Origin of the sequence: Streptacidiphilus sp. MAP12-20 (assembly GCF_041262525.1) — a bacterium.
Lineage (GTDB): Bacteria > Actinomycetota > Actinomycetes > Streptomycetales > Streptomycetaceae > Streptacidiphilus.
Map to the genome: position 1 here is coordinate 1 of NZ_JBGCCK010000011.1, position 26082 is coordinate 26082.

Annotated in this window: 16 protein-coding genes and 1 pseudogene; 9 read left to right on the top strand and 8 right to left on the bottom strand. The window is 69.0% G+C overall.

Annotated features, from left to right (window positions below; translation table 11 throughout):
- A pseudogene (locus ABIA32_RS16585) lies at positions 1 to 238 on the top strand (IS110 family transposase); the annotation flags it as partial.
- A gap of 113 nt (positions 239 to 351) precedes the next feature.
- Here ABIA32_RS16585 and ABIA32_RS16590 read toward each other — a convergent pair.
- The 4 genes from ABIA32_RS16590 to ABIA32_RS16605 form a co-directional block, all read right to left on the bottom strand.
- Positions 352 to 1737, bottom strand: coding sequence for an L-fuconate dehydratase (locus ABIA32_RS16590; protein WP_370095741.1), 1386 nt, complete (start codon positions 1735 to 1737; stop codon positions 352 to 354).
- Complete coding sequence (locus tag ABIA32_RS16595) at positions 1734 to 3545, bottom strand: CocE/NonD family hydrolase (protein WP_370095743.1); 1812 nt, start codon at positions 3543 to 3545, stop codon at positions 1734 to 1736. The genes ABIA32_RS16590 and ABIA32_RS16595 overlap by 4 nt, the downstream gene beginning before the upstream one ends.
- Before the next feature lie 31 nt (positions 3546 to 3576).
- Positions 3577 to 6423, bottom strand: a complete 2847-nt coding sequence (locus tag ABIA32_RS16600; RefSeq protein ID WP_370095745.1) for a hypothetical protein — start codon at positions 6421 to 6423, stop codon at positions 3577 to 3579.
- Between the two features lie 421 nt (positions 6424 to 6844).
- Positions 6845 to 7867: a LacI family DNA-binding transcriptional regulator gene (locus ABIA32_RS16605; RefSeq protein ID WP_370095747.1), complete on the bottom strand. Its 1023-nt coding sequence runs from the start codon at positions 7865 to 7867 to the stop codon at positions 6845 to 6847.
- Positions 7868 to 8031: 164 nt separating this feature from the next.
- Between ABIA32_RS16605 and ABIA32_RS16610 the strand changes: the two genes are divergently transcribed.
- The 7 genes from ABIA32_RS16610 (at position 8032) to ABIA32_RS16640 (ending at position 20071) form a co-directional block, all read left to right on the top strand.
- Positions 8032 to 9306 (top strand): ABC transporter substrate-binding protein, encoded by a 1275-nt coding sequence (locus ABIA32_RS16610; RefSeq protein ID WP_370095749.1) that lies wholly within the window; start codon positions 8032 to 8034, stop codon positions 9304 to 9306.
- Positions 9307 to 9379: 73 nt separating this feature from the next.
- Positions 9380 to 10270: a carbohydrate ABC transporter permease gene (locus ABIA32_RS16615; RefSeq protein ID WP_370095752.1), complete on the top strand. Its 891-nt coding sequence runs from the start codon at positions 9380 to 9382 to the stop codon at positions 10268 to 10270.
- Complete coding sequence (locus ABIA32_RS16620; protein ID WP_370095754.1) at positions 10267 to 11202, top strand: carbohydrate ABC transporter permease; 936 nt, start codon at positions 10267 to 10269, stop codon at positions 11200 to 11202. The genes ABIA32_RS16615 and ABIA32_RS16620 overlap by 4 nt, the downstream gene beginning before the upstream one ends.
- Positions 11199 to 13853, top strand: a complete 2655-nt coding sequence (locus ABIA32_RS16625) for a hypothetical protein (protein WP_370095757.1) — start codon at positions 11199 to 11201, stop codon at positions 13851 to 13853. Before ABIA32_RS16620 ends, ABIA32_RS16625 begins: the two co-directional genes overlap by 4 nt.
- Before the next feature lie 136 nt (positions 13854 to 13989).
- A complete protein-coding gene (locus ABIA32_RS16630) occupies positions 13990 to 15693 on the top strand; it encodes a class I mannose-6-phosphate isomerase (protein WP_370095759.1) in 1704 nt (567 codons plus the stop codon).
- Positions 15690 to 16610 (top strand): ROK family protein, encoded by a 921-nt coding sequence (locus tag ABIA32_RS16635; protein ID WP_370095761.1) that lies wholly within the window; start codon positions 15690 to 15692, stop codon positions 16608 to 16610. Before ABIA32_RS16630 ends, ABIA32_RS16635 begins: the two co-directional genes overlap by 4 nt.
- 140 nt (positions 16611 to 16750) lie before the next feature.
- A complete protein-coding gene (locus ABIA32_RS16640; RefSeq protein ID WP_370095763.1) occupies positions 16751 to 20071 on the top strand; it encodes a LamG domain-containing protein in 3321 nt (1106 codons plus the stop codon).
- A gap of 231 nt (positions 20072 to 20302) precedes the next feature.
- On the opposite strand, the gene ABIA32_RS16645 is transcribed toward ABIA32_RS16640, so the two are convergent.
- A complete protein-coding gene (locus tag ABIA32_RS16645; RefSeq protein WP_370096166.1) occupies positions 20303 to 20890 on the bottom strand; it encodes a GNAT family N-acetyltransferase in 588 nt (195 codons plus the stop codon).
- 114 nt (positions 20891 to 21004) lie between these two features.
- On the bottom strand, positions 21005 to 22240 hold the full coding sequence (locus ABIA32_RS16650; protein WP_370096168.1) for an AI-2E family transporter: 1236 nt from the start codon (positions 22238 to 22240) through the stop codon (positions 21005 to 21007).
- Between the two features lie 510 nt (positions 22241 to 22750).
- Here ABIA32_RS16650 and ABIA32_RS16655 point away from each other — a divergent pair.
- Positions 22751 to 23638, top strand: a complete 888-nt coding sequence (locus ABIA32_RS16655) for an NAD-dependent epimerase/dehydratase family protein (RefSeq protein ID WP_370095765.1) — start codon at positions 22751 to 22753, stop codon at positions 23636 to 23638.
- Between the two features lie 199 nt (positions 23639 to 23837).
- Here the strand turns inward: ABIA32_RS16655 and ABIA32_RS16660 are convergent, their stop codons facing one another.
- Both ABIA32_RS16660 and ABIA32_RS16665 read right to left on the bottom strand, forming a co-directional pair.
- A complete protein-coding gene (locus ABIA32_RS16660) occupies positions 23838 to 24026 on the bottom strand; it encodes a hypothetical protein (RefSeq protein WP_370095767.1) in 189 nt (62 codons plus the stop codon).
- 360 nt (positions 24027 to 24386) lie between these two features.
- Positions 24387 to 25841, bottom strand: a complete 1455-nt coding sequence (locus ABIA32_RS16665; RefSeq protein WP_370095769.1) for a cellulose binding domain-containing protein — start codon at positions 25839 to 25841, stop codon at positions 24387 to 24389.
- Positions 25842 to 26082: the final 241 nt, after the last annotated feature.

The following is a 26082-nucleotide window of genomic DNA, read 5'->3' on the forward strand; positions in this document are numbered from 1 at the left end:
GAACAACCGCCTGACCAACGCTGGTCACCAGTGGGCCTTCGCCGCCCTCACAGCCTCGCCGGGGGCCGCCACCCACTACCGCGGTCGACGTGAACGCGGCGACTGGCATGCCCAGGCCCAGCGGCACCTGTTCAACCGCATGATCGGCCAGCTCTACCACTGCCTGCAGACCAGGCAGCTCTTCGACGAACAGCACGCTTTCACCTCCGTCCCGGCAGATCTGGCCGTCGCTGCTTGACTTGTTAGGCACGTGAGATGTCTTTCAGCGGCCGGACGAGGTAGCGGTCGCGAAGTCGGTCGGTCCGACGTCCTCTCCAGGGGGCGGACCGGGTCGACGATCGGCGAGCCCGGTCATACCGCGACCTCCGGTGTCGTCGTCGCGTTGTGAGTGTGTGCCAGGTCGGCTGCCCAGAAGGTTCCGTCGGGGAAGCGGTAGGTCTCGACGGCTTCGGGGTGCAGGGCCGCGGAGAACCCTGGCAGGCTGGGGGCCGTGTAGTGGCCGCCTTCGATCACGGCCGGGTCGACGAAGTGCTCATGCAGATGATCGGCGAACTCGATGGCCCTGCCCTCGGTCGTGCCCGAGAGCGCGACGTAGTCGAACATCGACAGGTGGCGGACCAGTTCACACAGCCCCACCCCGCCCGCGTGCGGGCAGACCGGGACGCCGAACCGGGCCGCGAGCAGCAGGATCGCGAGGTTCTCGTTCACGCCGCCGACCCGCGTGGAGTCCAGTTGCAGCACGTCGATGGCGCCCGCCTGTAGCAACTGCTTGAAGACGACGCGGTTCTGCACGTGCTCGCCGGTGGCCACGCGGATCGGGGCCACGCGTTCGCGGATCGCCGCGTGGCCGAGGACGTCGTCCGGGCTTGTCGGCTCTTCGATCCAGTAGGGGTCGAACTCGGCGAGAGCGCTGGTCCAGGCGACGGCCTCGTCCACGTTCCAGCGCTGGTTGGCGTCGATGGCCATCCGGATGTCCGGTCCGATGGTGGCGCGCGCCGTGCGACAGCGGCGGATGTCGTCCTGCAGATCCGCGCCGACCTTGAGCTTGATCTGGCGGAAGCCGTCGGCGAGCGCCTGGTTGGCGAGACGGACGAGCTTCTCGTCGGAGTAGCCGAGCCAGCCCGGCGAGGTGGTGTAGGCGGGGTAGCCGCGCCGGGACAGCTCGGTCGCGCGTTCCGTCGCGCCCTCCTTGCCGCGCTGCAGCAGTTCCAGTGCCTGCTCAGGGGTGAGGGCGTCGATGATGTAGCGGAAGTCGACCTGGGAGACCAGCCACTCCGGCTCGGCCTCGGCCAGGAGCCGCCACAGCGGCAACCCCGCACGCTTCGCGGCCAGGTCCCACACGGCGTTGACCACGGCGCCGACCGCCATGTGCATCACCCCCTTCTCCGGACCGAGCCAGCGCAGCTGGCTGTCGCCGTTCAGGTCGCGGTAGACAGAACCCGGGTCGGCGCAGACCTCCAAGAGTGGACGGCCGACGACATACGAGCGCAGCGACTCGATCGCGGCCACCTGGACGTCGTTGCCGCGACCGATGGTGAAGGTGAACCCGTGGCCCTCCAGACCATCGCCCGCGTCGGTGCGCAGCACCAGGTAGGCGGCGGAGTAGTCCGGGTCGGGATTCATCGCGTCCGAGCCGTCCAGCTCGCGGGAGGTGGGGAAGCGGATGTCGTAGGTGTCGAGGCCGGTGATGCGCGCGGTGCCCGGAGACAGGAGGGTCGACAACTGAGTGCCTTTCATACGTGGGACAAGAGCTGACGTTGGGCGCCGGTACGGCCGGTCGGGCAGCCGGGGGCGACCGCGGCCTTCGGCGACATGACGGGAAGGATCAGTCGCGACGGTCTCGCTGAGTCGTGGTAGACGGACTGGCGCGAGGTGGTTGTCGGCGACCCCGGTGGCACCGGGCCTGCGCTGCGGGTGTCGGCCAACATGGGGTCACCGGGATTGCGGTCCCAGCGGGGGAAGCAACTGGATGCGATATGCAGGCGCACGCGATGTCCCGGCAGGAACACATGGGCCGTGGACCACAGGTCGACCAGAAGCTCCGGTGGCCGTTGCCCATGCCCGGTGTTCGGGAGTGCCGGATCAGTCCGCAGGATGCCGTCCGTGATGTTTCGTGAGACTCCGTCGGTGCCGACGTCGCACAGTCGGGCCACCCAGTCGGTCGGGCCTGCGGTGGAGTCGGCGAACAGGCAGACCCTGATCCGGCCGATGACCTCCAGCGGTGCTTCCATTGGTTCGCTGGTGTACAAGAGGACGTCGTCGCGCTTCTCGACCTCGTGCTGGTCGAAGGGCCCGGCGGGGAACTCGGGAGCCATGAGGACCGTGCCCCCGCAGGTCGGGACCGGGTTGTTCGGGTCGTGGCGGAATTCATCCGGTGGCGAAAGCGGTTCGGGGGCGTCGCGTGACAGTCGGCCGTCGCCGTGCAGATGCCAGGGAACCTCGATGGACTTCGGGGGCCAGGTGTCGAGGCGGCGCCACCGGTTGCTGCCCATGACGAACAGCAGAACCGCCGCTTCGGGCGGCGTGGGTGGCACAGAGGGGGCCTGTTCCTGCTTGAGATGCCGGCCGAACCAGTCCAGTTCGCGCTCGAGCAGTGACTCTGCGCCGTCGATTCCCGCGGCGTCGGCGATTGCGCCGAAGTCGGTGTCGCCGATGCGGCTGGACAGGTTGGTGTGTGTCCAAGGTCCGACGATCAGGGCCGCCGGTGTCCCGGCATGGCGTGCCCGGACGAAGTTGTCGAGGCTGCCCTGGAGGAAGCAGTCGAACCAGCCTGCGACGGTCAGCGAGGGGACAGCGGCGCGCGGGAGACCACTCGCGGGATCGGGCGGGTCGGCGACCGGGGGAGGGCCGGAGGCCGGCGTCGGCAGGCCGAGGCGGCGCAGCGTGGGGGAGGGGTGAGCGGGGAGCTCCCAGTACGTGTGCGTGATCAGGTCGTCGAGCGCCGTGTTCAGCGCGGCGAGTTGCCGTTGCAGTTCAACGGGACTGTCGGCGTACCGGCGCTCCAGCACGTTGAAGCCCAGAGTCAGTGTCCAGTGGGTCAACAGCCCGAGCTCGAACGCGCCGCCGCGGGAGACCAGGCCGTCATCCGGGTCCGACCAGGTGAGTTCGGGGACGGCGGCGTACAGGTGCGGGGGCCGCGCCGCCATGGCGGCCCGTTGGGCGTACCCGAGATAGCTCGGTCCGTACATGCCGACACGTCCGTCGGACCCGGGCAGGCGGGCCGCCCACTCGACCGTGTCGTATCCGTCGGCGCTCTCCTGCACGAGCGGTTGCCAATGGCCTTCCGAGCGGAACCGCCCGCGGCAGTCCTGGATGACGACCAGGTAGCCGCGGCGGGCGGCGCCGAACGGATCGAGGCGGGCGAGCACGCCGGGGTCCTGCTTGCCGTAGGGCGAGCGGGCCAACAACACCGGCCACGGTCCGCCGGTGGCCGGCCGGTAGGTGTCGGCGCGCAGGACAGTGCCGTCGCGCATGGGGGCTTCGACATCGACCTCGACCTCGACCTCTGTCTCGATTTCGATCTCGAAAGCCTTCTGATACGCCACGGCACCTCCTACGCGTCCTTGTTACGGCCGGTCAGCCGATGGACAGGTCGTCGATGTAACCCCGGTAACCTCCGGTGGAGTTGGGGTTGTCGTAGCCGACGATGAGTCGGCTGATCTGCTTGTTGGCGTTGTTGGTGGCCAGGTTGACGGTGACGTGATTCCAGGCGTCAAGCGTCAGGTGTCCGCACTGGTGGGCAGGGTGAATGCCGTTGCCGTTCTGGTCGACCGCGCCGGAGTCCCTCAGGGTGCTGCCGTCGGTGAAGACCATGTCGATGGCGACGCAGGTGCTGTTACTGGACCCTGCGGGCACGTAGCTGCTGGTGGCGTTGCTCTGCGGATAGATCCAGTAGCTCAGGGTCTTGCTCGTCCCGATCGCCAGCGGTCCGCCGCTGAGGTCGTAGATCTTCATGTAGGCGTGAACATTGCTGCCCCCCTGCCCGGACCCGGAGTACATCAGGGAACCGGAGCCCGTGTGCGAGGTCTCCCCGGTGCGCACCCCCGCCTCAGGGCTGGTCAGCCCGCAGCAGAGCCCGGTCACGGACGAGAGGCCGCCGCCGGTCGTGTCCACCGTGTCGGTCCAGGTCAACGCGGGGTCGCTGGACTCGAAGCCGGAGCTGAAGCTGCTGCTGGTGCTGGTCTGCAGCGGCTGAGTCAGTTCGGTCTGGATCGTCGAGAGCGCGGTCCCGGCGGGGGCGAGGTCGAGGGTGTCGTTGGCCGAGGTGGCGATCGTGATCTTCGAGCCGGACACCGCGCCGGTGTCGGTGCCGTTGCGGTAGACCTCGACGCTGCCGGACCAGGGGTTCGTGAAGGTGAAGTTGCCGCCCTTCTGGCTGACGACCCTCACGTACTGCACGGCGTTCGCCGCCTTGCTGCTGGAGACCAGGAAGTCGCCGTAGGCGAGCAGGTCGCCGAACTTCGCGTTCGTGTTCGCCGGCCAGTCCGGGAACAACTTGACGTCGCTCTGGAAGGACTGCAACAGCATCTCGTCGAGGCCCGAGGTGGTGACGTTGATGTTCTCGATGCCGCCGCCGTTGTGGTGGATGGCCATGTTGGGGAAGCTCTGGTTCGTGGCCTCGTCGTGCAGGTTGGTCAGGACGGTGCTGGGGTTGTAGCCGACGCGGGCCGCCGCGGCGTAGAAGGTCGCCGGCGCGTTCCCGCCGTGCCAGGCGTTGGTCAGCGCGCCGACCGTGTTCTGCGCGGTCGTCAGCAGCGACGTGGCGCTGTCCAGGCCGACGAGGCCGCCCGGGTAGATGGCCTGGGAGTCGAGGTCGTTCCCGTCGTTGTAGAAGTCGCTGCCGACCTCGGTCTCGCGCAGGATGGTCTGGCCGTTCAGGGTCATCGTGGGCAGGGCGCTGAGGTGCGAGGCGATGTTCTGCCAGGTCGTGCGGGTGCTCGCGTCCTGGTTCAGCGCGGTGCTCATGTCGATCAGACCCTGGAAGAGCAGGTGGACCAGGCCGAGGGACAGGCCGGCGTTGGTCTGCGGGTAGCTCTGGTCCTCGTGCGGGGCGTCGTTGGTGATGACGTACCGGTTGTTGGCGGCGTCCCAGGTCAGGTAGTTCTGCCAGAACAGGCCGACCTGCTTGAGCCACGGGTAGACGGTGCTCGCGTACGAGGTGTCGCCGGTGTACTCGAAGCGCATCACCATGTCGCTGGCGAGGTTGGCCGCGTTGGACTTCTGGTTGTGCAGGTTGGTGTCGGCGCTGGTGCCCTTCGGTGAGAGGCCCACCGGGTAGAGCACGCCGGTGTACCCGTTCGAGGTCGCCAGCGACTGGCCGGCCGACTGCCAGTCGAGTACCGGCTGGTCGTAGGCGGTCATCTGGGCTATGTGGTTGGTGGACAGGGCCGCGTAGAACGGGGCCTCGTAGTTGTAGTTGGTGTGGTAGTCACCGTTCCAGTTCATCGCCCCGGTGATCCAGTTGCCCCAGAGCCCGGGGGCGTACTTGCCGGATCGCGAGGCGGAGGCAAGCAGGTAGAGCGAGCCGTACCAGCTCTTCTCCACGGCCTTGTCCGGGATCTCGACGTACGACTGCGACCAGTAGTTCTGCCACCAGGCGCGGTGCGAGGCGTTGTGGTTGTTCACGTCCTGCTGGGTGAGGGCGCCGACCAGGGAGTCGGCGCTGGACTGCCAGGAGGAGCTGTCGATGCTGGAGATGATCCCGGTGACCAGGGTGGCCGTGGTGCCGGGCTGCACGGTCATGTTGATGGTGTTGCCGGAGATCGTCTGGGTCTGGCCGATGACGCGGGCAGCCATCCGGGCGTGCGGATCGCTGCCGGTCCCGGTGTCGGCGACCACGTCGGCGTCGAGGTCGTTGCCGGTGGTGGAGACGCTCGGAGTGCCGCCCGAGCCGTTCTGGAGCGTGATGCCGATGTTCTGTGCGCTGCCTCCGGCGAGAGCGAACGAGGTGACCACCAGGCCCGCGTTCGCGTCCACCCAGCTGGACGTGGTCATGGTCTGACCGTTGAGGCTGTAGGTGCCGTCGACCTCGGCGTGGGCGATGTCCTGCACCACGTTGTACGACGAGCCGCTCAGCCCGGGGGCGTTGATGACGATCCGACCGAGAGGCTTGATCGCATGGCTGGTGGAGGAGAAGAAGTCGTTCTTCCCGATGTACATGGTCTGGTTCGCGATCGACCCCCCGACGGCGACGCCGAGGTCGCCATTGCCGATCAGCGGCGCGTCGACGGTCTCGCCGCTGGTCAGCTGCGTGGGCGGGCTCGTCCACACGCCGGTGTACTGCTGGGCGATCCGCCAGGCCTGGTTGGCGGTGACCGAGTCCGCAACGGCGGGACTGGAGAACGCCGTGGTCACCATGGCGCCTGCAAGGGCCAGGACGGTGGCGACGCTGGTGAACCGTCTGGGCTGAACTCTGAGCTTCATGAACCGGACCTCGAGCCTCATTGATCGGACCTCTCATCCAGAAACGGCAGTGGGTGGGTGGCGAGACGGAAGCCCCTCCGGGCCCAGGCGACACGTCTTCCGGGCACACCGGAGCGCAGTGACGCCAGGGCGCGGCACCGGAAGAGGGCATGCCGACCAACGGCGCGCATGCGATCGAGCCGTTGGTCGGGGCCGTCAGCGAGGGAGTCGGCCAGGGAGTCGGCGCTCCCGGGCGCCTGCCGACGGTGCGGCACTTCCGGGCAGTGGTGACGCGAGCCGGAGCAACACGATTCACACCCCTCGCGCGATTGGCGGAATCGACGGGATGGCCGGCCGCGTCGAAATAACGTTATCGCGAACGATCGCGGGAGTCCTGGGCGTCTGTCAAGAGGTCGTCACGGGGTAGTAACCGGCCGGAAACTCAGGCCTTCACCTCGCCGGAGCCGCGGACCTTCAAGGTGACCGGGACGATCACGGTCTGCACCGGGCGGGCCGGGTCGGCCATGCGGGCTCGGAGCAGTTCGACGGCCGTTTGGCCGATCTTGGAGGTCTCCTGTGCGACCACGGTGAGCGCGGGCTGGAGCAGATCGGCGAGCGGCACCTCGTCGAAGCCGACGATCGCCAATCGTGAGGCAGCCTCCGGCCCAAGGCATCGCAGCACCGCCAGGGTGCTGTCCATGTTGCCCGTGACCAGCGCGGTCGCCGGATCCGGGCCGTGCAGCGCGGTGTCCAGCGCCGCGGCCACCCGCTCTGCGGAGATGTCGCCGGGGTGCACCAGGCCCTCGACCGGCTCGCCGTGGGCCCCCAGGGCCGCGCGGAAGGCCGCCGCGCGATCCCGGCCGGAGTAGACGCGCTCGCTGTCGCCGATGTAGGCGATCCGGCGGTGCCCGTGCTGGTGCAGGTGATGGAAGGCCATGCCGATGCCGGCGGCGTTGTCGGACATGACGCAGTCCACCGAGATCCCGCTCATCGGCCGGTCCATGGCCACCAGCGGCATGCCCGCCTCCAGCTCCGGCTGCAGATAGCCGTGGTTCTCGCCGAACGGCTCGACGATGATGCCGTCGAGCCGCTGCCGGCACATGGAGATCAGGATCTCGCGCTCCCTGGCCTCGTCGAAGTCCGTCGACGCGGCCAGGAGGGTCAATCCCGAGGCGCGGGCCGTCCGCTCGATGGCGGCCAGCTCCGGGTTGACCTCGGCGATTCGGCGGACCGCCGCGCCTATCGTTCCGGCAACTCCGGTGCGCAGCTGCCGGGCGCGCTCGTCCGGATGGTAGTTCAGCGCCGCGATCGCAGCCTCGACCTTGGCGAGGTACTCGGGCCCCACTGTCGGGTCGTTGTTGACCACCCGCGAGACCGTGCGCAGGGCCACCCCGGCCTCGCGCGCGACGTCGACCATCGTCGGCCGCTTGGGTCGCCCCCCGTTCCCGCCCCGTGCCTGGCTCATCCGGCTTCTCCTCGTGGTAACAGTGCACCGTTATCAGATCGACTCTTGACACATTCCCGCAACGCGAGCCTATCCTCGCGATAACGTTATCTCGAAGGTGGCCCGGCGTCGATCCACTCCGATCCGCCCCACCCATCGGGTCAGATCACCCCCAGGAGATTTCCATGCGGCACCACCGTCTGACCGCTGTCTGCCTCGCCACGGGGCTCGCCCTGCTCACCGGATGCTCTGCCGCGTCGACCGGCGGTACGACGGGTGGCACCACTCTGAACTACCTGACCTTCGAGACTCCCAGCCTCACCGCGAAGTTCTGGGACACCTCGATCGCCAACGCCGAGAAGCAGGTCCCCGGCGTCACCGTGAAGAAGATCGTGGCTCCGAGCACCGACCGGGACGCCTATGCGAAGCAGTTGCAGGCATCCGGACAGTTCCCGGACCTCCTCCAGTCGATCACGCCGTCGACGTTCGCGACGGCGGGGCTGCTCAAGCCGTACGACCAGAGTTGGGTCAACGCCAACTTCATGCTCCCGCTGGGCAACGCCTACAAGGGTAAGGTCTACATCCCGCCGACCAACTCCCAGATCATCCCCGAGGTGTTCTTCAACAAGAAGTTGTTCGCCAAGGCGGGCATCACCGCGCCGCCCAGGACGTGGTCGGAGTTCATGGCGGTGTGCGCCAAGCTCAAGGCGGCCGGCATCACCCCGATCGAGCTGGGCGGCGGTGATCCGTTCGCCGCGTCGATGCCGCTGGTCGGGATCCTGTCCGCGGACGTGCTGGGCAAGGACCCGAACTGGCTGCAGGAGCGATACGCCGGCAAGGTCAAGTTCACGGACGCCAACGTCGAGGCGGCGGCCACCAAGTACCGGACGATGGCCAAGGACGGGTACTTCGAGGACGGCGCGCTGGGGGTCAAGTACGCCGACTCGATCACGAACTTCACCGCCGGCAAGACGGCGATGTACATGATGGGCAGCTGGTTCCTCGGCTCGGTGCCCAAGGACCACGCCGACGACTTCGGTGCCTTCCTCACCCCCACCGAGGACGGGTCGCTCGTGGTGCCGTTCGCGGTCGGCGGATCCATGGCGATCAGCGCCAAGACCTCGGACCCGGCCAAGGCGACCGCGTTCGCCGAGGCCTGGTCCCTGGACCCGGCCAACTACAAGGCCCTGATCGAGGGCGACGGCGCGTTCCCGATGCTCAAGGGCAAGACCCTGGCCGACTACAACGTCAACGTCACCCAGGTCTTCAAGGACTCCTACGCCTACGTCACCAACCAGAACACGAAGGTCTCGGCGTTCGGCTGGGCGACCAACGACGACTCCATGCCCTCGGGACTGAACGACGCCTTCTACGCGGCCAGCCAGGCGCTCTTCACCTCCGACGACGTCCACGGGCAGATGGCCAAGCTCGATGCCGCCTGGGACACGGCGACCAAGTAACCTCCAGGACCGGCGCCGGGCGGGACGCCCGGTGCCGGTCTCCGTCCCACAGACCTCCCCCAAGGGAAGAACCATGACCACCCGAGTCCGACCACGCCGCGGCGACCCCGCCCTCGGTACGATCGCCGTTCTCGCGCTGGGCCTGTACGTCCTGTTCATCCTCGTTCCGGTGATCATGAGCGCCTGGCAGAGCCTGACAGACGAGAACCCGCTCCTGGCGCAGGCCCGTTTCGTCGGCGTCGCCAACTACACGGAGATGACGCACGACAGCGCCCTGGCCGCCAGCCTCGGCTTCACGCTCGTGCTGGCAGGCGCGGTGACGGTCGTCGCCAACGCCGCCGGCATCGGATTCGCGATGCTCCTCAACAAGACGTCCCTGAGCTTCCGGATGATGCGCACCGTCGCCTTCCTGCCGCAGGTGCTCTCCGGTGTCATCGTCGGCTTCGTCTGGCGCTACATCCTGGCCCAGGACGGCATCCTCAACAACGTCCTGGTCTCCACCGGGATCATCGGCAAGCCGATCACCTGGCTCGGCAGTCCGCACCTGGCCATGTTCTCGGTCGGCCTCGTCGCCGCCTGGGTACTGACGGGCTTCACCACCGTCGTGCACCTGGCCGCGCTGCAGTCGATCCCGGTCGAGCTCTACCAGGCCGCGATGGTGGACGGAGCCGGCCGCTGGCAGCGGTTCCGGCAGATCACCTTCCCGATGCTGGCCCCGGGCACCACCATCAGCGTCACCATCTCACTGATCACGATGCTGAAGCTCTACGACATCATCGCGGTGCTCACCTCGGGCGGCCCGGCCGACTCCACGCAGTCCACCGCCCTCTACATCATCCAGCTCGCCTTCACCGACGACCGCTACGGCTACGCCTCGGCCGTGGCCATGCTGCTCCTGGCCGTCTCCGCCGTCATCGCGCTGTCCGTGACCGGCCTGCTCCGCCGCCGGGAGGTGGAACTGTGACCGCATCGACCTCGCATCGGCCGACATCGCCGCGAGAGACATCCCAGCAAGCGACATCGCAGAGCCGAACCGCCGCCCGCCCCGCCCCCGCGCCGCGCGCCAACCGACGCGCCTGGGCCGCCAGGAGTCACCTCGTCGCGGCCGGACTGCTGACGCTGGCCCTCGTCAGTCCGATCTACCTCACCCTCGTCAACGCCTTCAAGACGCAGGACCAGATCATCCGGAACCCGGCGGCCCCGCCCGCACCGCCGACCCTGCACAACCTGACGGACGCTCTGGCCCGACCCGACCGCATCATCGAGATCGGCCTGACCAACTCCGCGGTCACCGTCATCGCCTCGGTGCTCCTGATCATCCCGCTCGGCGCGGCCTTCAGCTTCTGGCTGTCCCGCCGCTCGGCCCGCTTCCGGCGGATCGTCCTGGCCGGCTTCGCGGCGGGCCTGATGATCCCGCCCGCAGTGGTCCTGCTGCCCACGATCCGCATCCTGACGTTCCTGCACCTGGACCACACCTATCCTGGGCTCGTCCTGGCCAACGTCGGCGGCGGATACCTCTCCTTCGCGGTCTTCGTCTACTCCGGTTTTCTGCGTTCGATTCCCGGCGAGATCATCGAGGCCGCGACCGTGGACGGCGCCGGGTCACTGCGGATCTGGTGGACGATCGTCATGCCGCTGCTCCGACCGGCCACCGCGACCGTCGCGATCTTCCTGTCGCTGTGGATCTGGAACGACTTCATGAATCCGCAGTTCATCCTCGGCCCGTTGCGCGGCCAGACCATCACCACGGGGCTCTACCTCTCGGTCGGCCAGTACTCCACCAACTACGCCCAGCTGTTCGGCGTGATGCTGCTGGCAGCGGTCATCCCCGTCGCCGGCTACCTCGCCCTGCAGAAGCAGTTCATCGCCGGACTCACCTCGGGAGCCTCCAAGTGACCACGCAGACCGCCGCCGGATCCGAGGACGCCGTCGCCAAGGCCGGCATCCCCGACCTGGACGACGTCGCCGGACACTGGGTCGGCCTGGACGAGATCGCGCACCTGCCGTCACTGCGCAACCAGCAGGGCCAGGGCCATGTCAACTACGATCTGAGCTCCATGTCCTGGCTGGTCGCGCCGCCGTTCACCTTCGGGTACCACACCGGCGAGCTGCGCGTGGACGGCCGGACCCCCGCCGCACAGCGCTTCCTGTGGAGGCCCTGGGGCGTCATCCGCGAGCACCGCGGCGACGGGCTGCTGCTCAGCACCGACACCCGGATGGCACTGTCGCGGGATCTGCTGCTGTGGCGCATCGTGGTCACCAACGAGGGCCGCGAAGTCAGGACGGTCGACCTGTCCCAGGACCTGTTCGCGATGGCGGCCCACACCGAGGTCGGCTTCGGCTGGCTGTACGACGTGCCGTGGAACCACGGCGACCACCACGACTTCATGGCGCTGGAGCGCATCCGCGCCACCACCCGCGGACACGGCGAGTCCTACCTGCTGTCTCCGGCATCGCGGCGGCTCCGACTCGGCAAGCCGCGCGTCCCGGGGATCCAGCGCGACGAGGACCTGGGCCCGATGCTCCTGGACGACGCGCTCCCGGCGCACGTCAGCCACGACAAGGAGCCGGAGCGGCGGATCGGTGTGGCGGCGACGGTCCGTGCGCTGCGGGGTGAGGCCGCGGACGGCCGCGTGGTCCTACGGGCCGATGAGGCGATCGCGTTGACCCCCGAGGGCGAGGCGAATCTGGACACCTTCGCCCTCGCACCCGGTCTGACGATCGCCTTCGACCTGCGGCTCGACTCGGCCGGGCAGTCCGGAACCGTCCTCACCCACGGCAACCACCCCGACTCCCTGCAGATCGGCGTCGAGAACGGCCGCCTGTGGGTCGGCATCACCGGGGAGCGGGAGTGCTCCGACACCGAGCTCTCCGCCGGGGACTGGCACCGCGTCAGCGCGTACGTCGAAGCCGACCACGTCGTGCTGCGCCTCGGCGACGACGACATCGCACGTACCCGACACTGGACCGATTCGCGCCGTTGGACGTCCCGCCCGGAAGACGGCACGGTCAGCATCGCGGACACCCGGTCATCGGCGCGCGCCGTCTACGCCTTCGCCGGGGCGCCGTCCAGCCTCGAGGTCGCAGGCGCCGGAGGCCGCGCCACCTGGACCTCCCGGATCGAACCCGGCCAGAGCGTGACCATCGGAATCGTGTGCGCCTACGGAACCGATGCCCACATCGTCGAAGCCGAGGCCCGCGCCGCGGCCGAGGACTTCGAGACGGCGATGCGCGCGGGGGAGGACGGCTGGCGGCAGCACTGGACCAACATGTTCACCCCGGGCAACCCCGACTTCTCCGGGCACCTGCCGACCTTCACCACCGACGACATCGGCCTCGCGAACACGTACTACCTGGGCGCGCTGCAGGCCCTGTACATGCGCAACATCCGTATCCGCCCCGGCGAGCCGGTGTTCCTCACCGGCGGCCCCCGGCTCGGACCGACCACCACGTACTTCTGGGACCACAGCGAGTGGAGCCGGATGTACGCCCTGCTGGAACCGGCCGGGCTGCGCTCCTGGCTGCTGCGCGTCCTGGCCGGTCCCTACCGGGACTCCTTCGGCATCGAGGCCCGCAGCGGCGGGCCCCTGGGCAACGCCTACAGCGCGAACGACTACGCGCTGTTCCGGCTGCTGGAGCACTACGTCTGCATCACCGGCGACACCGCCTTCCTCGACGAGTCGACCGGCGGAGCGACCGTCTTCGAACACCTGGAGCGCCTCGGGTTCGGCTGGCGCGACAAGCGCAGGCCGGCGACCGGAGGCGTGCTCGCCGACTTCGGTGACGATCCGTGGAGCCTGCTGGAATGCGTCCCCTCCTACACCGGGGTCGTCGCCTCCTTCAACGGGGCCTACGTCGGTGCGACGCGCTCGCTGGCCGCCCTGTACCGGCAGCGCGGCCGCCACGAGGACGCCGACCGGGCCGAAGCCGAGGCCCGGGTGCTGGCGGACGCCGTGCTGGACCTGTACGCCGGATCGGGCCGCTGGCAGGTACGTCGCCCGGACGGGACCGACACCATCGGGCACTGCCTCGACTTCGGCCTCGTCTCTGCGGCCCTGTACCGCGACCTCAGCGACGACGCACGGCGCGAGATGGCCGACTTCGTCACCGACCGCCTGCTGGTGGGCGGATGGATGCGGGCACTGAGCCCCGACGATCCGATCGCCGCCGCCTCCGACCGCCCCGACCACGGCGCGGCCGGCGCATTCTGTGCCTGGCCCGGCGTCACCGCCCACGGCCTGGCGCGCCTCGGCTACCGCGACCGAGCCATCGCGCTCCTGCGCGACCTCTCGTCCGCAGCGTCGGGCGGGGTGTGGGGTCAGGCCATGGAGATCGTCACCGGCCCGGGCGGACAGCCCCGCGCCCAGGTCGCCGAGCGCGCCGTGTCGAATCGCGACTGCATCGCGGGCGCCGCCGGCGCCGAAGCGGTGCTGTCCGCCCTGTTCGGGGTCAACCCGTCGTTCGCCGCCGGCGGGCCTGCCGCACTGCCCGGCACGTTGACCGTCGACGGGGTCGGGACACTCACCGATCTCGGCCCCGCCGCCTGATCGGCGCGACCGAGGGCGCCCGGTCACGCGGACGCCCGGCCGCGCGGACACAGGACGTCGGCCGGCCGGACCGCTCGGCGCACCGGACGGCCCCATGGAACACCTTGGCAATCATCGAAGAAAGGCTGACATCGCCATGTCGCCAGTTCATGGCTACGAACCCGAACCCTGTCACGGCATCACCGGAGAGGTCGGCGTCGGATACCGGCAGGCTGTTGCCGGACTCGTAGCAGGTCAGGTCCTGGCCGTCGACGGGCCGGTGGCCGTCGACTGGGAGGTGGTCGCTGCCCGGATCTGTGACGCTCTGGCCGCCCGCGAGCTCCCGGCGAAGCAGACCGACATGCGCGGGCACTTCGCCGCATGGCAGGACATCCTCGACTTCACCGCGTCAGCGGTGCTGCCCGACGACCCCGACTTCGCCCCGCTCTCCCAGGCAGGGCTGGCCGACTTCTTCGCGGGCACGCCGGACGTCGTGGCCGCTCCCCACGCTGTGAGCGTGGTGTTCGGGCCGGGGGCGGCCCTGGTCCCGCACGACCGGCTCTGGTACGCGGATCTGCCCAAGCGGTATGCCGAGGTGCAGGTGACGGCCGGGACGGGCCGCAATCTCGGACAGCCGGCCGGCACCGGGGCGGGTACCACGCGCCGCCTGTTCTACATCGACTGGCCGGTGCTGGACCGGCATCGCGACGCGGTCATCGGCGACATCGACCTGTGGCTGGACACCCAGGACCCCGAGGAACCGGCCTGGTTGGACGGGCCGACGCTGCGCGCCGCGCTGGTCGACCTGGCCGCCCGGCCGTTCCGAACCCGGCCCACCTTCAACACCACCTCCTGGGGCGGACACTGGGCCCAGGACCGACTCGGCTTCAACAACGGAGCCGCCAACACCGCTCTGGGCTACGAGCTCATCGCTCCGGAGAGCGGTATCCTCGTCGGCGCCTCGGACGGCGCGCGAGTCGAGGTCCCGCTGCAGGCACTGGTCGCCCTGCACCCCGAGGAGGTCCTCGGGGAGTCCGTGCACGCCACGTTCGGCACGTCGTTCCCGATCCGGTTCGACTACCTGGACACCCTCGGCGGCGGTAACCTGTCCGTCCACTGCCACCCGCAACCGGACTACATGCGGCGGGTCTTCGGCTGGCCCTACACGCAACACGAGACCTACTACATGATGGTCGGCGGACCGGACCGTCAGGTGTTCCTCGGCCTGCACGGGAACGCCGACCTCGACGCCTTCCGGCGCGAAGCGGACCGGGCGGTTCACGACGGCGAGCCCTTCGACATCGAGCGGTACGTCCAGACCTTTCCCGCCGAGCAGCATCAGCTCTTCCTCATCCCGGGCGGAACCCCGCACGGCAGCGGCGAGGGCAACGTCGTTCTCGAGATCAGTGCGACGCCCTACCTGTACAGCCTCCGGTTCTACGACTGGCTGCGGAAGGACCGCGAGGGCAATCAGCGCCCGGTCCACGTCGGCCACGCGTTCGAGAATCTCGACCCCGCCCGGTCGGGGGAGGCCGTGGCTCGCGATCTGGTCCAGCAACCGCGGACGCTGCGCTCGGGCGACGGCTGGCGTGAGGACGTCATCGGCCGACTGCCGGAGATGTTCTTCGAGGTCCGGCGCCTCCAACTGGCCGCCGACGCCGCCGTGGACGACGCCACGGACGGCCGGTTCCATGTCATCAACGTCGTGGAAGGCGACGGCATCGCGCTGGAGACGACCAGCGGACACCGCCACGTGCTGGCCTACGCCGAGACCTTGACCATTCCCGCCTCGGTCGGCGCCTACCGCGTGCGTGCCCTGGGCACGGCCCCGGTCCGCTACGTCAAGGCCCTCGTGCGATGAACCCGGGCAACGGGACCGTCATATCGGTCATGGACGTCGGCGGCACCCACGTGACCGCGGCGATCGTGGACCTGCAGACCCGCAGCCTCCCGCTCGGCCGATCCATTCGCGAGCCGCTGGACGGCGACGGCAGTGCCGAAGAGATCGTGTCGGCCATCGCCCGTTGCGGCGGGCGCCTGCCGGCGCAGCGTGGCAACCGTTGGGCCATCGCGCTGCCAGGACCTTTCGACTACGACGACGGCATCGGGCGATATGAAGGCGTCGGCAAGTTCGACGCGCTCCGTGGTTTCGATCTCCGCGCCGCCCTGACGCCGTTGCTGCCCGGCCTCCCCAGCGTGAGCTTCTGCAACGACGCGGACGCGTTCGCGCTCGGCGAGTGGTGGGCCGGGGGAGCGCGGGGGCACCGCACAGCCGTGGGGATCACCCTCGGCACGGGCGTGGGCTCCTGCTTCATGCGAGACGGCCGATCCATTCGGCACGGTCCCGGAGTTCCGCCCGACGGTCGGGTCCACCTCCTGCGGTACGCAGACAAGCCCCTCGAAGAGACCGTGTCCCGACGTGCCCTGCGGCGGGCCTACGCCCAGGCCACAGGTGACGTCCCACCGCCGGACGTCCGGGAGATCGCACACCGGGCGCGGCAGGGCGACCGTGCCGCGGCCGACGTCTTCAGCCAGACCTTCCGCGCGCTGGGAACAGCGCTCGGACCGGTGCTCGGAGCTTTCGAACCGACAGTTCTCGTCGTCGGCGGCTCCATCGCGGCGTCCTGGGACCTCATTGCCGAGCCGCTGCGAACAGGACTCGCCCAATCCGAGCCCGCCCGAACCGACCGCATCGCCCTGCAGCCCGCCCAGCTCCCGGACGAGGCGCCACTGCTCGGCGCGGCCTATCTCGTAACGGCCCCGATCGGGACGGGCTGAACCCGTCGTACCCACCCGTCGTACCCGCCCGCCGTACCCGCCGCCGCATCCGGCGGCGGGTAAGGGACCGACCCTTCAGGTCGGATCCCGACAGCCTGCGCTCCACCCGCCACAGACCATCGAGTCGAGGAGCAATCCTGATGTCGGAACTGAGCCGTCGGACATTCCTGGGGAGCAGCGCAGCCGGGGCGCTGGCTGTTCTCGCCGCCAACCTGCTGCCCGGACTGACGTCCGTAGCCCGGGCAGCATCGCCGGGATCGCCACCGAGCCTCGACTCGATGGCCGGTGACTGGCTGCCGGTCAGCGGGACCGTTCACCAGCCCGAGACCAGTAACTTCTGGGGTGGCCTGGAAGCGGATTCCAACGTCACCGGATTTCAGCGCCTGACCATGGCGCCCTACTCGCAGGGCGGCTCCGCATTCGACCTGACCTTCGACGGGGCGGCCCTGGCCTCGGAGTTCGTGCGCTGGTATCCCTACCAGATCCACCGGCTCGCCGAGACGGCCGCCGGCCTGCGCGTCCAGTCCGGAACCCGGATGGCCTTCGAAGCCAACCAGGTGCTGATCACGATCGACATCACGAACCCGACCGCAGCCCAGCTCTCGACGACCGTCTCGCTGGCCCTCAACCCCCTCATCCGCAAATACACGACCGGGTGGAACTGGCAGATCCCGAGACCGTCGGACCAGAATTTCACCGCCCAGCTCGTCGGCGCCGCGCCGAACCAGAACCTGCTCGTGTCGGACAAGACCGGGCCGGCCGTCACGGCGGTCGCGCTGTCCCCGTCGCCTCAAGGACTTTCGGTCAGCGGCATCGGCGGCACGGCCTCCTGGAACCTGACGATCGCCGCCGGCGCCGTCACCACGCTCCGCGTCGCCATCGCGATCGGCGATACCTCGACCGGCAATCCGCTCACCAACTCCTCCGACGCGAGCGCCACCCTGTCCGCCGCCAACGCGTCGATCAACTCGTTCGCGAGCGTCTTCGGCGCGGCCGAGACCGGCTGGTCGAACCGCTGGAACGACGCCTTCACCCCCGGGAACTCCCACTACTCCGGTTCCCTGCCGACGCTGGCGACCGACCACCCGGCCATCGACCGGCTCTACTACATGAGCGTCATGTCGGTGCTGGCCGCCGAACGCACCAACCTCGGGCCCGCGTTCAACAGCTTCCTCGGGCGTCCCTCCGGCGGGTTCTCCGGCTTCGACCGGATCTACACCACCGGCGCAAACGAATTCGGCGGGACGACCATGTTCTTCTGGGACACGTCGTACTGCTCGGCGCTGCTGGCCCTGCTGGACCCGGCCATGCTCAAGGCCATCACCTCGTACTTCCTGACCCAGGACATCCACACCTGCTACGGCATCGACACCCTCACCGGGAACAAGGTCGGGAACTACTACAGCGCCAACGACCTGACCGTCTCCAGCACCGCGCTCAACTACGTGAAGCTCACCGGGGACTGGGCCTATCTCAGCGCGACGGTCGGGACCAGTTCGGTCCTGCAACTGCTCACCTCCGCCGCCACGTACTGGAAGAACTTCGTACCGAGCGGACAGCAACTGGCCGACTACGGAGCCCCGATCAACCTGCTCGAAGTCCTGCCGAAGTACACCAACCAGGTTGCCTCGCTGAACGCCGGCAACGTGTGGCTGATGCGTCAGATCGCCGACCTCCAGACGCGGTCCAACAACCCCGGCCAGGCCGGCTCGTTGACGACAGCGGCCGGCAACCTGCTGCCGAACGTCCTCGCGCTCTACGTATCGGGTCAGGGCGTGTGGAGCTGCCGGCACTCCGACGGGACGCTCGTCCCGGTGCGCACCGTCGTCGACTTCTGCATCGGGTCCAACGCGCTGGCCGGTGACCTGAGCCAGACACAGAAGAACGAAATGAAGGCGTTCGTGAACAACGAGCTGCTCGACGGGAACTGGATGCGCGCCCTGTCGTTGCAGGACAGCGAAGCACCCATCTCCCGTCCCGACCACGGCTCGACCGGCGCCTACGAATCCTGGCCCGCCCTGACCGCGCAGACCTTCGCCCGCTTCGGCGACTACGCCTCGGCGCTGTCCCAGCTCAACACCTTCAGCGGCGTCACCAGCCAGGGCCCGTTCGGGCAGGCGCACCAACTGGTGCCGGGACGGTTCGGCCAACGCGTGGTCGACCGACCGTCGCTGAACCCGACCGGCGCGATCACGCTGGCGGCCTGGATCAATGCCTCCTCCTGGCCGACGAACGTCTGGCAGGGCAGCATCATCGGCAAGGACGCCTTCGAGGCCGAAGCCGGATACGTCTTCCGCGGGGGCGCCGGCGGTCTGCTGTCGCTCGTCCTCTACACGGGCGGCACCTGGACGGAGCTGGCGACGACAAGCCCGGTGTCGCCCGGGTGGCACCACGTCGCGGCGACCTACAACGGCTCGACGATGATCATCTACGTCGACGGCGTCCAGCAGGCGAGCAAGGCGCAGACCGGGACGATCACCCCGTCGAACGTCGACCTGATCGTCGGCAACTGCCCCTCGGACACGACGCGGCAGTTCCACGGTGCGATCCACGGAGCCCAGGTCTACGGCAGGGCGCTGTCGGCCACCGAGATCTCCGCCGCCCACGCCGCGGGCGACCCCTTCGCCGGCGACGACCCCGCCATGGTGCTGCACGTACCGATGCAGCTCGGACTGCCGAGCCCCGTTCCGGACAGTCCAGCGCTGAACCCGACCAGCGCGATCAGCCTGGCGGCCTGGATCAATGCCTCCTCCTGGCCGTCGAACATCTGGGAGGGCAGCATCATCAACAAGGAGTCCTTCGGGGCCAACGCGGGATACGCCTTCCGCGGCGGCGCGGGGGGCCGGCTGTCGTTCCTCCTCTACACCGGCGGCGGAAACTGGTCCGAGCTGACGACGACCAACCCGGTGCCCTCCGGGTGGCACCACGTCGCGGCCACCTTCAACGGCTCGACGATGAGCATCTTCGTCGACGGAGTCCAACAGGCCGCCAAGGCGCAGACCGGGACGATCGCGCCGTCGACCGGCCTCGGCGCGATGGTCGGCAACTGCGCGTCGGACATGACGCGCCAGTTCGTCGGCACGATCGTCGACGCGCGGATCTACAGCCGGGCGCTGTCCTCGACCGAGCTCTCCGGGATCTACGCCTCAGGCAACACCTTCGCCGCCCACTCCGATCCCGCCCTGAAGCTCTGGTACCAGCCGGTGACCGGCCCGAGCTCCACGGCGCCCGACGTCGGACTCATCGCCGGCGACGACCCCCAGGTCTACAACGGCACGGAGGGCGGAGCGTTCGCCGGAGTCATCATCACCGATCTCTTCGGATACGCCCCCGACGGCCAGCAGACCGGGCTGAGGGACCCCGGCATCGCCCGGGGCATCAACGGAACGCTCTCCGGACTGTCGTTCAGCGGGCGCAGCTACACCATCACCAGCGGGTCGAACGGCCTGACGATCGGGTGACCTCCGGAACCGCTTTCGAGGAGGAGCTACGGGCGGCCCCGGCGAACCGGGCTCACCAAACGAGCTCGGCCGCACAACGCTGACAGCGGATCAGGGTTCCGCCGACTGCGGCGTCCCAACCTGAAGCCGAGCCCCGCCACGGAGATCACGGTGATCCGTGGCGGCGGTTCGGCCCCGCCCACGTGGGGCCGTGTTCACCGTCCTACCCGGCAGAACGGCGCCCCCGTCGCCCTAGCCGACCAGGCCGCCTACCTGGGGATCGGCACGGCCACCGACCGGCCACTCTCGCCTGATCAACCCGAACACCCACGAATCGGATACCTCGCCGTTCACGACGCAGTCTTCCCGCAACGTCCCTTCCCGCACGAATCCGATCTTCTCCAGAACCCGGGCAGATGCCACGTTGCGCGTATCGGTCTCGGCCTGAACTCGATTCAGGTCCAGTGTGTCGAATGCCCACTGCAGCAGGGCGTGCGCGGTCTCCGTCGCGTAGCCGTGGCCCCACATCGCTTCGTCGAGGACGTAGCCCAAGGACGCGCTGCGGTAGTCCGGGTTCCATCCGGTCAGACCGCACCAGCCGACGAAGGCCCCGTCAGAAGCACGGTCGATGGCCACGCGCGCCCCGGTACCTTCGTCCGCCATCTTCCGGCACATCGCAATGAAGCGATCGGCGCGAGCCCGTTCGTTCCACGGCGGGGAATCCCAGTAGCGCATCACGTAGGTGCTGCTGTGCAGCGCGAAGAGGACATCCGCGTCGGCGTCGGTGAAGGGGCGCAGGCGCAGGCGAGCGGTGTGCAGTATGGGAGTGGCCAAAGTCATGCGCACCATGTTGCGTCCTCCTGGGGCGGGCAGAACACCGAATATCCGATCCCGGTCCGGTCCGCGTGAACCGGTCTGCGTGAACCTCTCCCGGGCGGCCAGCACCGCTCGGGTTCACTCGGTGTGGCGGGGCTCGGAACGCAGTTCGCCGAGCACCGCCCAGACGACCGACACCAGCGGTACCGCCACCACCGCCCCGATGACCCCCGCGACGATGCTGCCCGCGATGACCGACACGGCGACGGCGACGGGATGAAGCCGGACGGCCCAGCTCATCACCAGCGGGTGCAGCAGATGTCCCTCGATCTGGCCGACCCCGACGATGAGCGCGAGCACGATCAGCGCGGTGACCGGCCCCTTCCCGGCCAGCGCGACCACGGTGGCCACCGCGAGCGCGATAGGGGATCCCACCAGGGGGACGAAGCTCGCGAAGAAGACCAGGACGGTCAACGGGAGGGCCAGCGGGACGCCGAGGAAGTGCAGGGCGATGCCCACCATCACCGCGTTGACGGCGGCGACGATGATCAGCCCCCGGGTGTAGCCGGCGAAGGTCCGCCACGCCGCCCGGCCCGCGCGGTCCCAGCGGCCGCGGACGGCCGGTGGCAGTTGATCGCGGAGCCAGCGCCACATCCCCTCGCCCGAGTGGATGAAGAACACCGAGCAGAACAGGGCCAGAGCAAGTCCGGTGACCACCGCGACGACCTGGCCCGCGCTGCTCAGCGCTTGGCTGATCAGCAGCGAACGGTGCTGCCCGATGAATGACCCGATCTTGCCCTGCAGCCCGGTCAGCGCGCTCGGCCGAACGTGGAAGGGGGCGCCCTCCAGCCAGTTCTCGATCCGACGCAGTCCGCCGCGGAACTCCTGGCCCAGTCTGGCCGACTCCCCGGCCACCGAGTTGCCGACCAAGGACCCCAGCGCCGCGAGCATCACCAGCGCGCCGAGGTACGAGCCGACCACCGCGATCGGGCGTGGCAGCCGACGAGCCAGCAGGCCGGCCAACGGGCGCAGCAGCGCGGTCAGCACCAGAGCGACGAACACGGCCACGGCGACGAGCTGGAAGCGCACCACGATCGTGTAGATCGCGTACACCAGCGCACCCACCGCCAGCAGCCGCCAGGAGTACGCCGCCGAAATCCGCACGCCCCGGCGCACCTGCTCACCCTGCCGGACCGTCACCCGGTCGTCGTCCACCCGGCCGCCGCTCTCCAGCCGGGTGACCCGAACCACAGGACGCGGTGCCCGCCGCGGACGGCTCCCCAGTACCGCCTGCCGGGACCGACCGCCGCCGGGGACCGCTCGCCCTCGTCTGCGGCCTGCTCCGCCTGGGGCCCGCCCCGAACCGCTACTCACCCTGGCCACCGCCGTCTCCAGGGCCCTGAGCGGGGCACGCCGTCCCGCTTCCTGTCGCGGCAGTGCTCAAGGCCGATTCTTGGTCCGTGTTTCTGATGATACGAAGCAACTCGGGTGACGCATGCCGCGCACGATCGCGCACTCGGGGGATATGCGGATATGCGCCGCGACGACCTGAAGCGGCCGGAGCTTCGCGGCGGATGCTTCCCCTCGGACGACCGTGGCGCGGGGCCCCCACGGTCCGACAGCGGACTGAGCCGACGCCACGCGCGCAGCGACGGATCGCGTCGACTCTCCTGGGATCCAGCACGTCACCGAGCCGGTCCCGCCCCTGACGGCCCCCGCCGGAGAGCTCCGCCCGACCACGGCCACGGCCTGCAGGTCCGCACAGGCGTCGCGGGCAGCCAACGCTCACCGCACCCGCCACGTGGCGGCGTCGCGAGTAGTCTGTCGCCGAGTTGAGGCGTGAGCCCGTTGGTGTAGGACGGCAGGGAAAAGAGGCGGAGACGGATGACGCGTCGTGTGGCCGTGACCGGCGGGAGCGGCAAGCTGGGCCGGGCCTGTGTACGAGATCTTGTGGAGAACGGCTGGTCGGTGGTCGTCCTCGACGCCGTGGCGCCTGCCGAGCCGCTCTGCCCGTTCGTGCGGGTCGACCTCGGAGACTACGGCCAGACCGTGGAGGCATTGACCGCGGTGGACGACCGGCACCGCGGGCTCGACGCCGTGGTCCATCTGGCGGCGATCCCCGCTCCGGGGCTGACCACCAACGCCGCGACGTTCCGCAACAACGTCCCCGCCACCTACAACGTCTTCGCCGCCGCCCGCCAGGCGGGGATCCGCAACGTGGTCTGGGCGTCCAGCGAGACCGTCCTTGGCCTGCCGTTCGAGACCCCGCCGCCGTACTTGCCCGCCGACGAGGAGTACCCGCCGAGCCCGGAGAGCACCTACTCGCTGGGCAAGGTGCTGGAGGAGCAGATGGCGGCTCAGTTCTGCCGCTGGGACCCGGAGCTGAAGATGATCGGCTTGCGCTTCTCCAACGTCATGGAGGTCGCCGACTACGCGGCCTTCCCTTCCTTCGAGAGCGACATCGACCGGCGCCGCTGGAACCTGTGGTCCTACATCGACGCCCGAGATGGCGCACAGGCGGTCCGCAAGGCACTGGAGTACACCGCGACCGGCATGGATGTCTTCCTGATCGCTAGCCCCGACACGGTCATGACCCGGCCCACCAAGGACCTGATCACCGCGGCCTATCCGGACCTGCCGCTACGCCGCGAGATCGAAGGGAACGAGAGTCTGTTCTCCATTGATAAGGCACGTCGGCTGCTCGGCTTCACACCCGAGCACTCATGGCGCGACGAAGTGGGCGTCACGGAAGAGGCAGGCGCACCGTCCTAGCGGGCGGCATGGTCGGCGTTCGTCCCGCCAGGGGCACCCGGCCGACGTGCCGTGACGGGCAGTCAGCGCGCTGATCCCGGCGACCACGAACGCGCCGAGGCCGGCGATGTACATGCTGATCGCGAGGGCGATCACCCCTACGGCCTGAGCAGTCGGCCCGACCTGGTCGACGGGCCGAGGACCGTCAACCAGAGTTACGTCACTCCCGTCGGCGGCGAATCCAGCCCAGGGCGAGCAGGACCAGCCCGACCACCACGGCCACGGCCCCCAGCACCGCGTACCCGGGGTGCCCAGTCATCATGGAACCGTGCAACGCCCCGATCCCTTGCGCGATCCACACCCCGCCGAGCACCACCAGGACCGCTCCGATGATCCTCAGGATCCACATCTCGCACCCTCCAGCGCTGCACGGTTGCTGACTGCCCGGCACGTTCCACCGCCTCCTACGCGCGAGGGCGGCCGCAGGTTCACTGCACCCAGAATCTGAAGGTCGCCGTCGGCGCACTTGGCAGGCGAGTAAGGGGCCGGGCCAGGTCTGGACGGCATCGTGTCCAAGACGCTGCGCCAGTCGACCGTCTCCACCCGAGGTGGACCACGCTGAGAGCGTGCACGACCACAAGACGACCACCAAGGGAGGAGGCCGCCTCAACCATTCGGTGGAAGCGGCCTCCGACCTGCGAAAACGCGGTCGGGACGACAGGATTTGAACCTGCGGCCCCTCGACCCCCGGCGAGGTCGGTAATCGGGGTTACTGGACGGTGTCAGTGAAGTGGGTGCCGTTGGTGTAGTAGCTGTTGACGGCGTTCTGCACGTCGGCAGGGGACTGGGCGACGTTCTTCGCGAAGTACACCCAGTTGACCTTCTGGTCCCAGCTGCGGGCGCCGGTGAAGGGCAGGTCGATGAACCACTCGTTGAAATCGATGGTCATCGGCTGGCGCGGGTAGTACTTGCCGGTGCTGGAGAAGACCTGCTTGCCGTCGATGTAGTAGGTGACTGTGCCGCCCATGACGGTGGCTACCAGGTTGTGCCAACCCTGCAGGCTGCCCATCGTGTCGGTGGTGACGCGGTCCATGGCGTCGGCGCTGTACCAGGTGGTCGTGTACATCGAGTTCGCCGGGCCGCCCCAGCCGCCGTTGGGCAGGTACTCGAAGTCGTTCTCGCTGTAGAGCGAGTTGTCCGGAGTGATGGCGTAGAACGTCTCGTTGACGTGATCGCCGTTGGCGCCGGTGGTCGGCTTGTCGTTGAAGTACACCCGCGCGGCATAGGTGCCCTCGAAGAACTTCTGGGCCTTGGTGTCCAGTTCGGCCTGCTTGGTGCCCGCACTTGTGCCGTCGGTGCTGGCGGTCAGGTCCATCGCGTGCCCGCCCTGCGCCGTGGTGTCGGCCGGGAAGCTGATGCCGTCGGCCGACCAGCTGTTCTGGACGCCGGGGCCGCCGGAGCCGGTGCGCACCGACCAGCCGTGGGTTCCCAGGCTCGGGTCGGTGGGGCCGGTGTAGGTGAAGTCGTCGAACAGGGCGCCGCCGGGCGGCGGTGTGCTGGTGGCCGAGCTGCTGGGCGAGGCGCTCGCGGACGCCGACGGGCTCGCGCTCGCGGAGGCGCTGGCGCTGGGGGTGGAGCCGCCGCCGGGCTCGATGCCCCAGGCGAGGTTGCCGTTGACGTAGCCGGTGACCTGGTTCCACGGGGTGTAGGCGGTGTCGGCGGGGTTGAACGAGTAGTCGTTGGCCTGGTTCACGTTCTGCCAGTCCGCCCGGTACAGCCGCAGTTGCAGATCCTGGGTGTTGGCGCCGGGCGCGAGGCTGCCAGCGTTGGCGGAGAAGCTGATCTGCAGGTAGTGGTCGGCGGTGGCGGTGGGGTTGGCCATCGCGACGACGGTGCCGGTGAGCTCGGCGCAGCCGACATGGGCCCACGCGCACTGGAAGGTGTACGAGCCGGTGGTGTCGGCGGTGAAGTAGTAGCGCAACGTGACGGCGCTCAGGTCGACGTTTCCGGTGCCGGAGTTGACGACCTCGAGCCAGGGGTCGATCTCGCTCGCGGAGGCGGACGTGGTGGTCGTCCTGTAGTCCACGGTGATGGCCGGGACGGTGTCGGCGTGGGCCTGGTGGACCGCGGGATAGAGCATCGTTGCGACACCGGCGAGCGAGGCGGCGCAGAGCAGTGCGAGGCGCCTGCGGCCCATGCGCTGGTGGGGGTGGATGTGAGCCATCGGTTCTCCTTGTGGGGAAGGGGAAAGGGGGGCATCGGCGCACGGCTTCGGGGCCCGTGGGCATCGCCGTGAATTACCACTGGTAAGTAGCCGTGCGGGCTGTCGTCGTCAAAAGTGATGCGTCGTCAATCACTTGTCAAGGCCCCGAATGTGCAGACAGTTGGCCAAGACTGGTCTAGTCCTGACGGCATGCCGGGTCGGTGCCGGCGATGCGGCGCAGACCACTTGACCTAACCAATGG